Origin of the sequence: Rahnella sp. RFA10(1/100), assembly GCF_004195115.1 — a bacterium.
GTDB lineage: Bacteria > Pseudomonadota > Gammaproteobacteria > Enterobacterales > Enterobacteriaceae > Rahnella > Rahnella perminowiae.
The window spans coordinates 746,114-760,019 of record NZ_SEWR01000001.1; the positions used below are offsets into that span (position 1 = coordinate 746,114).

At 50.6% G+C, this 13,906-nt stretch carries 11 protein-coding genes; 3 read left to right on the forward strand and 8 right to left on the reverse strand.

Translation table 11 applies throughout. From position 1 onward, the window contains the following. Nucleotides 1-13 precede the first annotated feature (13 nt). Nucleotides 14-742: an orotidine-5'-phosphate decarboxylase gene (gene pyrF / locus ETV65_RS03225; protein WP_129951548.1), complete on the reverse strand. Its 729-nt coding sequence runs from the start codon at nt 740-742 to the stop codon at nt 14-16. 191 nt (nt 743-933) lie between these two features. On the opposite strand from pyrF, the gene ETV65_RS03230 reads away from it, so the two are divergent. After that, nucleotides 934-1,221: a hypothetical protein gene (locus tag ETV65_RS03230; RefSeq protein WP_015697118.1), complete on the forward strand. Its 288-nt coding sequence runs from the start codon at nt 934-936 to the stop codon at nt 1,219-1,221. Nucleotides 1,222-1,352: 131 nt separating this feature from the next. Here ETV65_RS03230 and lapB read toward each other — a convergent pair whose 3' ends face one another. The 3 genes from lapB to pgpB form a co-directional block, all read right to left on the reverse strand. Beyond that, nucleotides 1,353-2,522, reverse strand: a complete 1,170-nt coding sequence (lapB, locus tag ETV65_RS03235) for a lipopolysaccharide assembly protein LapB (RefSeq protein WP_129951549.1) — start codon at nt 2,520-2,522, stop codon at nt 1,353-1,355. A 6-nt stretch (nt 2,523-2,528) separates the two neighbouring features. Beyond that, nucleotides 2,529-2,840 (reverse strand): LapA family protein, encoded by a 312-nt coding sequence (locus tag ETV65_RS03240; RefSeq protein ID WP_129951550.1) that lies wholly within the window; start codon nt 2,838-2,840, stop codon nt 2,529-2,531. A gap of 267 nt (nt 2,841-3,107) precedes the next feature. Then, nucleotides 3,108-3,863: a phosphatidylglycerophosphatase B gene (gene pgpB / locus ETV65_RS03245; protein WP_129951551.1), complete on the reverse strand. Its 756-nt coding sequence runs from the start codon at nt 3,861-3,863 to the stop codon at nt 3,108-3,110. A gap of 288 nt (nt 3,864-4,151) precedes the next feature. Here pgpB and ribA point away from each other — a divergent pair, with 288 nt between their 5' ends. Next, nucleotides 4,152-4,742 (forward strand): GTP cyclohydrolase II, encoded by a 591-nt coding sequence (ribA, locus tag ETV65_RS03250; RefSeq protein ID WP_129951552.1) that lies wholly within the window; start codon nt 4,152-4,154, stop codon nt 4,740-4,742. Nucleotides 4,743-4,818: 76 nt separating this feature from the next. Here the strand turns inward: ribA and acnA are convergent, their stop codons facing one another. The 3 genes from acnA to topA all read right to left on the reverse strand — a co-directional run bounded on the left by acnA (nt 4,819) and on the right by topA (nt 11,724). Then, nucleotides 4,819-7,491 carry an aconitate hydratase AcnA gene (acnA, locus tag ETV65_RS03255; protein WP_129951553.1) on the reverse strand — a complete coding sequence of 891 codons (2,673 nt, stop codon included), beginning with the start codon at nt 7,489-7,491 and terminating at the stop codon, nt 4,819-4,821. Between the two features lie 187 nt (nt 7,492-7,678). Further along, nucleotides 7,679-8,653 (reverse strand): HTH-type transcriptional regulator CysB, encoded by a 975-nt coding sequence (gene cysB, locus ETV65_RS03260; RefSeq protein ID WP_129951554.1) that lies wholly within the window; start codon nt 8,651-8,653, stop codon nt 7,679-7,681. Nucleotides 8,654-9,126: 473 nt separating this feature from the next. Further along, nucleotides 9,127-11,724, reverse strand: a complete 2,598-nt coding sequence (topA, locus tag ETV65_RS03265; RefSeq protein ID WP_129951555.1) for a type I DNA topoisomerase — start codon at nt 11,722-11,724, stop codon at nt 9,127-9,129. 462 nt (nt 11,725-12,186) lie between these two features. On the opposite strand from topA, the gene ETV65_RS03270 reads away from it, so the two are divergent. Continuing rightward, on the forward strand, nt 12,187-12,438 hold the full coding sequence (locus ETV65_RS03270; protein ID WP_129951556.1) for a YciN family protein: 252 nt from the start codon (nt 12,187-12,189) through the stop codon (nt 12,436-12,438). Between the two features lie 112 nt (nt 12,439-12,550). Here ETV65_RS03270 and sohB read toward each other — a convergent pair whose 3' ends face one another. Further along, on the reverse strand, nt 12,551-13,594 hold the full coding sequence (gene sohB, locus ETV65_RS03275; protein WP_129951557.1) for a protease SohB: 1,044 nt from the start codon (nt 13,592-13,594) through the stop codon (nt 12,551-12,553). Between the last annotated feature and the right edge of the window lie 312 nt (nt 13,595-13,906).

Here is a 13,906-nt window from a genome sequence, read left to right on the forward strand (position 1 = left end):
TTCCTTCTCAGTCTCAGCTCAATGAGGCAAGAATTTCACCTAAGGCCTGCGCCGGATCGGCAGCCTGCGTGATTGGACGACCAATCACCATATAGTCCACGCCCGCCGCCAGTGCTTGCTGAGGGGTCATGATACGACGCTGATCATCCGCTTTGCTGCCAGCCGGACGGATACCTGGCGTTACCAGTTTGAACGTCTGCCCGAGTGCGGATTTAAAGCGCGTCGCTTCCTGCGCGGAACACACAACACCGTCAAGGCCGCAGTCGCGAGTCAGGCGCGCCAGACGTTCAGCATAATCAGCCGGAGAAAGTTCGATACCTAAATCCGCCAGATCGCTGTCTTCCATACTGGTCAGCACGGTAACGGCAATCAGTAACGGCGCTTCTTTACCAAAAGGTGCCAGCGCTTCTTTGGCCGCCGTCATCATGCGAGCCCCCCCGCTGGCATGCACGTTCACCATCCAGACCCCCAGTTCTGCCGCAGCAGCCACAGCGCGCGCGGTGGTATTAGGAATATCGTGGAATTTCAGATCCAGAAAGACGTCGAAACCACGGTTTTGCAGATCTTTGATCATCTGCGGACCAAAATGGGTAAACATCTCTTTGCCAATTTTCAGACGGCAATCACGTGGATCTATTTTGTCGGCGAAGGCCAGTGCCGAAGATTTATCTGCATAATCGAGAGCGACAACAATCGGCGATGTATTTAAGTCTTTGTTGTTGCTGTTATTTATGGACTTCATTTCGTCAGCCTCTTGTCAGTTTTTAAATCAGGAAGGAAAAATATCATTTTTGCCGCCCGCATTTTACATGGCAAGTCACTGAATTCACAGCTACACCTAATGTGACAGTTTTATTAAATTTTTGTGATGCACTAGACGACGCAACAAGGCTGGCATAGCTTGTTCATTTTACTCTAAGGAAAGGCTGAAAAATGAGTGAGATAACTACCCTGACCGTTAAAATCCCGGTTGAATTAAAAGAACTGATCAAAAACGCCGCTGCCGACGCGGAACATTCATTAAGTGCAGAAGTCGCGGCACGCCTGGAAGAGAGTTTTAACCCTGCTGCGCCGAAAGGTAAAAAAGCCGCAAAAGCCACTGAACACGAAATTGATAATCAGCATCTTGCAGAAGAGACGGAACCGGCACTGACCACCAAAGAAATCAAGAAATTACGCACCTTACTCAGTGCACGTAAAACAAGCAGCAAGAAAAAGTAAAAGTCATCCTGCTCCCCTTAATAATTCGCGTTACCCGGCACATGGACGAAACCCGAATCACTGCGTCATGTCAGTGATTCGGGTGGGAAAATGTCGCTGACACCTCAGCAATGCGAACAGGACAGAGGAAATTATTGGCCGTCCAGGCCCCGGATTGGCTTTATCGTCGCCCAGCCACGGCATGACGGGCAATGCCAGTACAGCGAATGCGCGGTAAAACCGCATTTATGGCAACGATAGCGTGGCTTGGTGCGGATCTGTTCACCCACCATATCCCGCAGCAATACCAGACTCTCTTTCGCACGCCCTTCTTCCGCATCTGCCAGATGGTAATCCATCAGATGATGGAACACCCGCATGGTCGGATGGCGTTGCAACTGGCGGTTGATATAGCTTTGCGCGGTCTCACGCCCTTCTTCCTCATGGATGATTTCAGCCAGCAACAGCTCTGCCGTAGCGCCGGTATTTTCGTCCACGCAACGTTTGAGAAACTCCGCCCATGCCAGCGTATCGTCAAGATTCTGGTAACACTCCTGCAGCATTGGCAACGCTTCGCTGACCAGCTCTTTATCCTGTTCCAGCACACGTTGTAAGGCTTCCGTCGCTTTGCGGTATTCACCCTGCGCCAGAAAGATTCGCCCCTGCATAATTGAAACACGTGCACAAAGTTTGTCTGCTGCTGCAGCTTTCTTCAGTAAGCCGGTCGCCTTATCGAAGTCTTCCGAAACCATCGCCTGCAATGCCAGCTCACACCAGAAATGCGCAATTTCTTTGCGCCGATTTTCTTTACCGAGCTTAACCAGACGTTCTGCCACGTCGATGGCGTTCTGCCAGTCGCTGGTGGCCTGATGAATAATCAACAGCTGTTCCAGCGCAAACAGCTGGAAATCCTGCTCTTTCACCAGCTGGTTGAACATGTCTTCCGCACGGTCATAGAAACCGGCAGCCATATAATCGCGTCCCAGTTGCTGTATGGCGAGCAGCCGCTGTTCGAAAGTCAGCGAAGCGCTTTCCATCAGTGACTGGTGAATACGGATCGCGCGATCAACTTCACCGCGGGAGCGGAACAGGTTACCCAGAGTCAGGTGCGCTTCGACCGTACTGCTGTCCTCTTTCAACATTTCGAGGAACAGGTCGACCGCTTTATCCTGCTGATTGGAAAGCAGGAAGTTAACGCCCGCGACGTATTCACGTGACAGGCGGTTAGCATTTTCCTGTTTGTCCTGCTGAGAACTTCTGCGCCCCATATACCAGCCATAAGCGGCCGCAACGGGCAACAACAGAAACAGCAGTTCTAACATAGAGGATTATTCCTTGCTGACATCGTAAGATGCTGTGGGCGGCGTAACGGCAGCCGCGGGTTCGATTTGTTGCTCAAGGCGTTTGATTTTACGCTGGGCACGACCCAGTGACAGACGTACGCGCAGATAGAACAAACCACAGATTATCCAGCCAAGAATAAAACCGGTCGCGAACAGTACGGCAAGCAGTGTGGAAACACGGTAGTCCCCCTGCGCCAGCAAATAATTGAAGGTCACAGTCTGATCGTTATGGGCACCCAGGGTGATAGAAATCACAACGATGACCAGCAAAAATAAAAAAATCAGCAGATATTTCACATTCATTCCTGTAATGCCGGATGTACCGGATGAATTATGCCAAAAACTCTCGTTCCGACCTAATAAGTTAGCATTTCCGCACAAAGCAGGGAAACATTGCGAAGGCTTTAAATGCAGTCTGTAGAGACTTTATTCGACATTTTTGTGGTGCCGTGAACACCACCGCAATCTGGACTATGAAAAATATATGGGGATGAAAACGATGAATTAAAGGGGGGCAGAACAAGCCCCCTGAGGTTTCGGACCGTATGGGATCAGAAGCCGTGACTATTCTCGCTCGCTGATTTCCCGCTTTTCTGCCGGTGGCGGTGTCAGCGGTCCGACATAACGCTCTGTCAGCCAGCAGGCCAGCATGACCAGAAGCCAGCTGATGCCTACAGATGCCATCAGGTCACGCGGCCAGTGCATGCCAAGCATCAGTCTGCTGCCCATCACCACTACCGCCCACACCATCAGCACGGTGACCGTTTTATAGTGTTTACGCTGCCATAAAAGCCCGATACCCAGTAAAGCCCAGGTCGCGGCAAACATCGTGTGGCCTGAAGGGAACGCGTACCCTGTGTCGTTCTGCCAGCTTTTGTTCAGCCAGTGCGGGATTTGCGCATTATCGCCCAGGATGTCTTTCACCTGTCGTGCACGTGCTTTATTTTTCAGGGCGTAAAACTCACCGATGTTCATTTGATGGTCCGCCCCCAGCCATGCGACATACGGCCGGGGCTCGCGGACTTCACCTTTGATAAAATCTTTAACATACTGACCGGCCAGCAATGATAAGACGATGATCACCACCAGCACGGCTGCCGGTTTAAGCCTGAATCTCAGGCACCACAGAACCCAGCCGCAGAGGATCACAGTAGTCAAAATTCCCCATGGCTCACTCACCGTTTCCGTGACCCAATAAAGCGGACGTAGCACGGCGGGGTCACCACCCGGTGTCCACATCCAGCCGCTTATCCACACCGCAGCGGGCATCAGTAATAAAAGAACAGCTCCCAGCGCGGTGCGTCTGGCGATATCAAACATAATCGTCCCTTCAGTCATGCGAAAAAGAGTTGGAGTGTAGCAACGTTATTATTGCTTAACATTCCTTTGACGTGAGTTGTTGAAGAAGCGGTTATAATTCATAAGTTATGAACTAATCGTTCAAATATTCCCGCTAAACTGTGACCCAAACTGTGGCAAAATGATGCCTGTCATGATGGAAAGGCACCGATTCCCTATCCAGAGGCCGCATCGGAAAGTAGGATGCGCATCAACAAGTAAAATATTTACTGTAAATAAAGACTATTTGTGGTTTTTTTGGAGCGTAAAATGCAGCTGAAACGGGTGGCAGAAGCCAATCTGCCAACACCTTGGGGCGATTTCCTGATGGTGGGTTTTGAAGAATTGGCCACCGGACACGACCATCTGGCGTTAGTTTTTGGCGATATCACTGGCGATACGCCGGTTCTCGCGCGCGTTCACTCCGAGTGTCTGACTGGTGATGCCTTATTCAGCCTGCGCTGTGACTGCGGCTTTCAGCTCGAAGCTGCACTGAATCATATCGCTGAAGAAGGCCGGGGCATCCTGATGTATCACCGTCAGGAAGGCCGTAACATCGGTTTGCTGAATAAAATCCGCGCATACGCTTTACAGGACAAAGGCTACGACACGGTCGAGGCTAATCATCAGCTCGGGTTCGCCGCAGATGAGCGTGACTTCACGCTGTGCGCCGACATGTTCAAGCTGCTGGGCGTGGATTCAGTGCGCCTGCTGACCAACAATCCGAAAAAAGTTGAAATTCTGACCGAAGCTGGCATTAACATCACCGAACGCGTTCCGCTGATCGTTGGTCGTAATCCGGAAAACGAACGTTACCTGTCGACTAAAGCCGCCAAAATGGGCCACCTGCTCGATAAATAAGGCTGTTATATAGTGCGATGAAAATATTAAGGGCACCTTAAGAAGGTGCCCTTTTTGATCGGCAGAAGAACAGATATTACAGCATCTTGCGGATCACATAATGCAAAATACCGCCGTTCTGGAAATACGTCAGCTCATTGCCGGTATCGATCCGACAACGTGCATCGATCGTTTCAGTATGGCCATCGGCGAAAGTGATATGTACCGCGACATCCTGCCCCGGCGTCAGGGTTTGCAATCCGCTGATGCTGATCTGCTCATCGCCGGTGAGTTTCAGCGTTTTGCGCGTCACACCCTGCGGGAACTCAAGCGGTAAAATCCCCATTCCGATCAGATTCGAACGGTGAATACGCTCGAATGATTCGGCGATAACCACACGAACGCCCAGCAGGCGCGGGCCTTTGGCCGCCCAGTCACGGCTTGAACCTGAACCGTACTCTTTACCGGCAATCACAGCGGTCGGCACATTTTCATGCTGATAGCGCATCGCCGCATCGTAAATCGCCAGCTGATCCTGCGACGGAATATGACGTGTATAACCGCCCTCCACACCCGGCACCATTTCATTTTTGATGCGGATATTGGCGAACGTTCCGCGCATCATCACTTCGTGGTTACCACGCCGTGAACCATAGGAGTTAAAGGCTTTCGGCTCGACCCCATGCTGGGTCAGGTACAGACCAGCCGGACTGTCAGCCTTGATATTCCCGGCAGGCGAAATGTGGTCGGTGGTCACTGAATCCGCCAGAATCGCCAGTATTCGCGCATCCTTGATATCTTCCAGTGCATCTGGCTCAGCCTTCATATCACTGAAGAACGGCGGATGGCGGATGTAGGTAGAATCTTCCTGCCAGGTGTAAGTTGGCGTACCTTCAACCTGGATCGACTGCCAGTTCGCATCGCCGTTAAACACCTCGGCGTACTCTTTATGAAACATGTCTGTCGTCACCTGTGCGACTGCATTGGCGATATCGTTGGCCGACGGCCAGATATCTCTCAGGTAAACAGGCTTGCCATCAGCCCCATCCCCCAGAGGATCCTGCGTCAGGTCGACATTCATATTACCGGCAAGCGCATACGCCACCACCAGCGGCGGCGAGGCAAGCCAGTTGGTTTTAATCAGCGGATGAATACGCCCTTCAAAGTTTCGGTTGCCGGAAAGCACGGCTCCGACGGTTAAATCACCCGCTTTGATCGCTGACTCAACGGGTTCCGGCAGCGGCCCGGAGTTACCAATACAGGTCGTACAGCCGTAGCCCACCAGATTAAAACCCAGTTTCTCCAGATGTGGCATCAGACCTGCCGCATTAAGATAATCGGTCACCACTTTGGAACCTGGTGCCAGCGATGTTTTTACCCACGGCTTGCTGGCCAGGCCTTTTTCAGCGGCATTCTTCGCCAGCAGACCGGCCGCCATCAGCACGCTCGGGTTTGAAGTATTGGTACAAGAGGTGATTGCCGCAATCACTACCGCACCGGTGGTCAGCGAATAATGCTGGCCTTCCAGCGTGAAACTTTCTTTATCGCTACGCCCCGGCTTACTGTTACCCAACTCCAGTTCAGTCGCCGCTTTGAATGCTTTCGGAACATTGGGCAGCGCGACACGATCCTGAGGACGTTTCGGCCCGGCCAGACTCGGCTCTACGTCGCCCATGTCCAGCGCCAGGGTACTGGTGAATACCGGCTCGTCACCGGGATGGCGCCATAAACCCTGAGCCTGAGAATAGGCTTTGACCAGTTCGATTTGTTCGTCACTGCGGCCACTGAGCTTCATGTAACTCAGTGTCACATCATCTACCGGGAAGAAGCCGCAGGTTGCACCGAATTCCGGCGACATATTGGCAATGGTCGCGCGATCAGCCAGAGGTAAGTCCGCCAGGCCATCACCGTAGAATTCGACAAATTTCCCCACCACGCCGTGTTTACGCAGCATCTGGGTGACCGTCAACACCAGGTCAGTCGCGGTAATGCCTTCACGTAATTTACCGGTCAGTTTGAAACCCACAACGTCCGGGATCAACATGGAAACCGGCTGCCCGAGCATCGCGGCTTCGGCTTCGATACCGCCACAACCCCAGCCCAGAATCCCCAGACCGTTAATCATCGTGGTATGGGAATCTGTCCCGACCAGGGTGTCAGGATAAGCGACCGTTTTACCCTCCTGTTCTTCATACCAGACAGTTTGTCCGAGATATTCAAGATTGACCTGATGACAAATCCCGGTACCCGGCGGCACAACGCGGAAACGGTTAAAGGCTTTTTGCCCCCAGCGCAGGAACTGGTAGCGCTCGTTGTTGCGCTCCATTTCGAGACGCACATTCTCACTGAATGCCTCATCATCACCGAATTCATCGACAGTTACCGAGTGGTCGATAACCAGATCAACAGGTGACAGAGGATTGACCTGATCGACATTCCCGCCAAGGCGTTTTACCGCCTGACGCATCGCGGCCAGATCGACGATAGCGGGTACACCCGTAAAATCCTGCATCAGCACCCGCGCCGGACGATAAGCAATTTCGCGGTCGGCATGACCGGTTTTTTGCCATTCGACCAGCCCCTGCAGATCATTTTCGGTGACAGTGTCACCATCGACGTGGCGCAGTAAATTTTCGAGTAATACCTTGAGGGATTTTGGCAGACGCTGAATATCACCCAGCGTTTTGGCCGCGAGTGGCAGGCTGTAGTAGTAGAATTCTTTCTCCCGGACAGCCAGCTTATCCAGACTGTTCTTGCGAATAGACGACATAGCTTCTCCTTTAGCGCTCAGCGTGGCCATGCGTAATAACCCGCTGGCTTATAAGTGCATACTTAAAGATAACACAATTTATCGTTAACATTTTTATAACAGCTCAAACTGATCATCAGGCAAAAAAAATCCCGCCGCATCGGGTAAGGATGCAACGGGATCAGAGAGGCGCTACGTTTGTGACGACTTATTTTGTCGGCAGCTTGATGTCCTTGAACATCTCTTCAATATCTTCGTTGGAGCGCAGGGAAATAGCCGTATCCACCACGTCACGCGTCAGATGTGGCGCAAAGCGCTGGATGAAATCATACATGTAGCTGCGCAGGAATGTACTGCGGCGGAAGCCGATTTTGGTGGTGCTGTAGGTGAAAATATCACTCGCATCCACGGTCACCAGATCCGGATCCTGGATCGGATCAACCGCCATGCTGGCAATGACACCCACGCCCAGTCCCAGACGAACATAAGTCTTAATCACGTCAGCATCTGTGGCGGTGAATACAATGCGTGGCGTCAGACCGGCGCGGTTAAATGCAGTATCGAGTTCTGAACGGCCGGTGAAGCCGAAGGTATAAGTCACAATCGGATAGGCTGCCAGTTCTTCAATGGTGACCTTCTCTTTACCCGCCAGCGGATGATCAGGCTGAACCACCACGGCACGGTTCCAGTGATAGCAAGGCAGCATGATCAGATCGTCATATAAATGGAGCGCTTCGGTAGCGATCGCGAAATCCGCATTGCCTTTCGAAACCGCTTCAGCAATCTGCGTCGGCGATCCCTGATGCATATGCAATGAAACACGGGGGTAACGCTCGATAAAACCTTTAATTACATTCGGTAAAGCATAACGTGCCTGCGTGTGTGTCGTCGCCACATACAACGAACCTTTGTCCGGATAGGTATGCTCACCGGCAACGGCTTTGATCGCATCCACTTTAGACAACACTTCACGGGCAATACGGATGATTTCCTGCCCTGCCGGTGTGACTTGCGTCAGATGTTTTCCACTGCGGGAAAAAATCTGGATCCCCAGTTCATCTTCCAGCATCCGCACCTGTTTGCTGATCCCGGGCTGCGACGTGTACAGGCCTTCTGCCGTCGAACTGACGTTCAGATTGTGATTAACAACCTCTACGATATAGCGCAGTTGCTGCAATTTCATATCTCATACCATCCTAGTTTTCGCACCCTGCCGTCATCCCTGTTCACCCGGGGGCTGAACAGACTGAAATAATTTTATAATGAATGCCGGTAGTCTGTTAACGAACGTTATTTATGCCCCAGATGCATTAACTTATTACCTGAATGCATAAGAATAAATTTTATATAACAATTATATCAATAATTAACGCGTTGTATAGCCAGAGAACATAATGACAATTGCGGGCAGCGCTGCCCTGATAAGAAAAACAGCAAATCAGGGTCGATGATAGATCTGAATGCAATAAAAAAACCAGCCCGGAGGACTGGTTTTTTACACCTGCTTAACAGAGTGAAATAAATCTGTTATCGCCTAAATAATTCGAGTTGCAGGAATGCGACAAACTCTGGCATCCCCGGGAGCATGGCTGACCCTGTGACTGGGCCGACTGAGTGCAGCCAACGCACCGGCAACTTGAAATATGAAGGCGATAATTATTTTTTGCCTTCAACCCATTTGCCGTCCACAAAGAAAGCGGTCCAGCCCGTGGCTTTGCCGTCTTTTTCTGAAGACACATACTGCTGCTTAGTTTTACGGCTGAAACGCACCATGGATTTATTCCCTTCCGGATCTGCCACCGGCGCATCGGCCAGATAGCTGAGTTTTTCCGGTAAGCGATCTTTGAAACGCTTCAGTTCTTCCACCAGCGGCGCACGGGTTTCGCGCGATTTAGGGAATGTGTTGGCAGCCAGGAATACCCCTGCCGCACCGTCACGCAGCACGAAATACGCGTCTGATTTCTCACACGGCAATTCCGGCAGCGGAACCGGATCTTCTTTCGGCGGCGCCACATCACCGTTTCGCAAAATCTTACGAGTGTTTTTGCACTCGTCGTTGGTACAGCCCATGTATTTACCGAAACGCCCCATTTTCAGGTGCATTTCAGAGCCACATTTCTCGCACTCAACGATCGGGCCGTCGTAACCCTTGATACGGAACTCGCCTTCTTCGATTTCATAACCATCACATTCCGGGTTGTTACCACAGACATGCAATTTACGCTGATTATCGATGAGATAGCTGTCCATCGCCGTACCGCATTTGGCACAACGGCGTTTGGCGCGTAGCGCATTAGCTTCGGCTTCATCACCTTCCAGAATGTTCAACACTTCGGCATCAGCAATCAGGTTGATGGTGGTTTTGCAGCGTTCTTTCGGCGGCAAGGCATAACCGGAACATCCCAGGAACACACCGGTGCTGGCGGTACGTATCCCCATCGGACGTCCGCAGGTCGGACATTCAATGCTGGTCAGCACCATCTGATTCGGACGCATACCGCCTTCTTCAGGGTCTTTCTCAGCCGTTTCCAGCTGCTTGCTGAATTCAGTGAAGAATTCATCCAGAACGGCTTTCCATTCCGCCTTGTTATTGGCGACCTGATCCAGCCCGTCTTCCATACGTGCGGTGAAATCGTAGTTCATCAGTTCACGGAAGTTATCTTCCAGACGATCGGTAACGATTTCGCCCATTTTTTCTGCATAGAAGCGACGGTTTTCAACGTGAACGTAGCCCCTGTCCTGAATGGTCGAAATGATCGACGCATAAGTAGACGGGCGGCCAATACCCCGTTTTTCCAGTTCTTTCACCAGTGACGCTTCGCTAAAACGCGCAGGCGGCTTGGTGAAATGCTGAGTCGGCAGCAGTTGTTGCAGTTCCAGATCCGTCCCCACTTCGATGGCGGGCAGGGTTCTGTCTTCGTCGCCTTTACGCAACGCCGGCATCACTTTGGTCCAGCCATCAAAACGCAGCGTACGGCCTTTGGCGCGCAAAGAATAATCCCCGGCTTTCACCGTCAGCGTAGTGGAATCGTACTGAGCCGGTGTCATCTGACAGGCCACAAACTGACGCCATATCAGCTGATACAAACGTTGCGCATCCGCTTCCATATCTTTCAATTGTTCAGACGTCACGGCTACGTCAGAAGGACGAATCGCTTCGTGCGCTTCCTGAGAATTCTCTTTGTTGCTGTATTGCAGCGGAGCTTTCGGCAGATATTTATTACCGAAATTTTCGCCGATATAGCCGCGCACCATTTCCACGGCATCCTGACTCAGGTTAGTGGAATCAGTACGCATATAGGTGATGTGACCGGCTTCGTAAAGACGCTGTGCCATCATCATGGTTTTCTTCACACCAAAGCTCAGACGCGTACTGGCCGCCTGTTGCAACGTGGAAGTAATGAAAGGCGCACCCGGCTTACTGCTGGTTGGTTTGTCTTCACGATCAACCACGGTATAGCGCGCTTTCTCAAGCAGCGAAACGGCCGCATGAGTTTGTTCTTTATTCACCGGTTTGAACGGTTTGTCGAGATGATGCGTCACTTCCATTTGCAGCGCGGTTTCTTTCTTCGCCAGCAAATCCGCATGCAACTCCCAGTATTCTTCCGGCACGAACGCTTTGATTTCTTTCTCACGCTCGACAACCAGACGCACCGCCACGGACTGAACGCGACCTGCGGATAAACCACGGGCAATTTTCTTCCACAACAGCGGAGATACCATGTAACCCACCACGCGGTCCATGAAACGACGCGCCTGCTGAGCGTTCACACGATCAATATTCAGTTCGCCCGGTTCTTTAAAGGCGTTCTGGATCGCGTTTTTGGTAATTTCATTAAATACGACGCGGCTGAAACGTTTGTCATCACCGCCAATCACTTCCCGCAAATGCCAGGCAATCGCCTCTCCTTCGCGGTCAAGGTCGGTTGCGAGATAGATGTGGTCAGCTTTTTCCGCTAACGCTTTTAACTCAGCAACAACTTTTTCTTTACCCGGAAGTATTTCGTATTGTGCTTCCCAACCGTGATACGGGTCGACGCCCATGCGATTAACCAGCGCGGTCTTCTCATCCTTTTTTACTTTTTTCTTTGTTTTTTCTTCGGTTGAGTCGGCGGTCTTTTTAGCAGCGGATCCACTGGTGGGTAAATCACGGATATGACCGACGCTGGACTTAACCACGTAGTCATTTCCTAAATATTTATTAATCGTTTTGGCTTTTGCCGGGGACTCAACTATTACGAGAGCTTTGCCCATAATTACCTTTACCTGAATGATTCTTCATCATCTGAAGAAGATTTTGCCTAGTTATGCCGCGGCACAATTACACGTCTTTTTTTATATTGCGGCAGTGAGTCAGAACGTCAACTGATTTCTTTAAAAGAAGGAACGCACTGACTTCCAGAGGTTCAAATCACTGATTCTGCGAGGGATTAACCAGACAGGGCTCAGCAGAACGCGCCCGTTTTTAAGTCAAATAACAACCAAGCGTAAACAAAACATTCCACCTGAAGCCACAAAATCCCACACTCTACCTGATAAAAATCGCCACGCAAACTAATTAACACGGAAAGGCCTTTTTCGCCAAATCGCATCCGCCTTTTATAGATTGCTCAAAATATAACCAGCCTGCTTAAGCGGATTACCCCCAGCAGATTTGCGGTTTTATCAACGTCAGGATTACAATAACGTCAGCAATTATAGTGGGGAGTAAATATCATGCACGAAAATACATCGGCAATTAGCCGCGAAGCTTTACTGATCGAAGCGAATAAGGTTATCCGTGAGCACGAAGATTACATCCACGGAATGCTGGCGACAGAGGTTGAGCAGAAAGGTAATGTGCTGGTTTTCCGCGGGGAGTTTTTCATGGATGAAGACGGCTTACCGACCAGAAAAACCACCGCAGTATTTAATATGTTTAAACATCTGGCCCATCTTTTTTCAGAAAAATACCATCTCGAAGATTGAGATAAAAGAATCGCTAATAAAGGTATAGGTAACCGATAAACGGCGAGACTCACTCTTTCGGATTAAAAAGGGACGGATGTCCCTTTTTCTTTTATATGTTCCGGGAAAAAAATTACAACAGAGGTTTCTGACTGCGTTGTAACCAGCGCAGGAACAGGCGATCCACGCTTTGTGCCGCGCTACCGGTGAAGCGGTCCATCATACGTTTACGGCGGCTGTAACGCACCGCAATCACTTCATGATTTTTCATTTCCGCAATCAGTAAATCATCACTGGTGCCAATAGCATCAATCAGACCGTTCTCACGCGCCTGGGTACCGAACCAATGTTCACCGGTGGCGACCGCATCAATATCCAGCGACGGCCGGTTCTGATGTACAAATTCTTTAAACAGCACGTGGGTTTCGTTCAGATCTTCACGGAATTTTTCCCGGCCTTCTTCGGTATTTTCACCCAATAAAGTCAGGGTACGTTTAAACTCGCCCGCAGTGTGCAACTCAATATCAATGTCATTTCGTTTCAGCAGACGGTTAAAGTTAGGGATCTGGGCAACGACGCCGATTGAACCTATGATGGCAAACGGCGCGGCGACAATCCTGTCCGCTACACAGGCCATCATATAACCGCCGCTGGCTGCAACTTTATCCACCGCAACCGTCAGACGAATACCGCTCTGACGCAGACGCACCAGCTGAGAAGCCGCCAGCCCGTAACCATGTACCACACCGCCCGGACTTTCCAGGCGTAGCAATACTTCATCTTCCGGCGTGGCCACGGCCAGCACGGCTGAAATTTCTTCCCGCAGCGATGTCACTTCGTGGGCATCCATACTGCCTTTGAAATCGAGTACATACAGGCAGGGTTTGCTTTTCGGACTCCCGGTTTTGGCCTGCAGTTTTTTCTGTTTTTCCTCCGCTTTGTTCTTTTTTTTCAGCTGTTTGCTATGAATTTTTAGCTCGGCAGGGTTCATGCGCGCATGGCGCATTTCACGTTGCATTTCGCGGTACTGTTCGCCTAAATCGATTAGCTGCAACTCACCTTTACCGTGAGACTTACGTTGACGAAGACCAACAAGTAAAACGACCAGTGCCCCGATGGCAATAACTACAGTCACAACTTTGGCCAAAAACAGCCCGTAAAGAGAAAGTAAATCCACACATACCGCCTTTTCAATGTGGTAATAAAACCGTGGTGAGAAAGTTGTTAATCATTCTAAACAATCGCCGTACTGACGTCTTGTTCGAAGATGACATCCTGACTCAGGCGTAAAACAGAGTGCGTCTGTGTTCCAATTTTGTTACAAAAGAGCTGCCCGTTTTTCGGTTAATCATTGAAACTGATGCCCATTTGAGGCATATAAGCGGTGATCACTCGCGAAAAACCTAAAATTCTCATCAAAATGGCGAATTCTGGTTGAGCGCAACAACTCCCGTTTTCGCCATTGTGATATGAAGAGCGCCTGATGTGA

What these genes read in the sequence shown, in the direction of transcription:
- acnA (WP_129951553.1), bottom strand. Translation starts at nt 7,491, where the DNA reads ATGTCGTCTATTCGCAAGAACAGTCTGGATAAGCTGGCTGTCCGGGAG.
- pyrF (WP_129951548.1), bottom strand. Translation starts at nt 742, where the DNA reads ATGAAGTCCATAAATAACAGCAACAACAAAGACTTAAATACATCGCCG.
- pgpB (WP_129951551.1), bottom strand. Translation starts at nt 3,863, where the DNA reads ATGTTTGATATCGCCAGACGCACCGCGCTGGGAGCTGTTCTTTTATTA.
- cysB (WP_129951554.1), bottom strand. Translation starts at nt 8,653, where the DNA reads ATGAAATTGCAGCAACTGCGCTATATCGTAGAGGTTGTTAATCACAAT.
- ETV65_RS03270 (WP_129951556.1), top strand. Translation starts at nt 12,187, where the DNA reads ATGCACGAAAATACATCGGCAATTAGCCGCGAAGCTTTACTGATCGAA.
- ETV65_RS03230 (WP_015697118.1), top strand. Translation starts at nt 934, where the DNA reads ATGAGTGAGATAACTACCCTGACCGTTAAAATCCCGGTTGAATTAAAA.
- topA (WP_129951555.1), bottom strand. Translation starts at nt 11,724, where the DNA reads ATGGGCAAAGCTCTCGTAATAGTTGAGTCCCCGGCAAAAGCCAAAACG.
- ribA (WP_129951552.1), top strand. Translation starts at nt 4,152, where the DNA reads ATGCAGCTGAAACGGGTGGCAGAAGCCAATCTGCCAACACCTTGGGGC.
- lapB (WP_129951549.1), bottom strand. Translation starts at nt 2,522, where the DNA reads ATGTTAGAACTGCTGTTTCTGTTGTTGCCCGTTGCGGCCGCTTATGGC.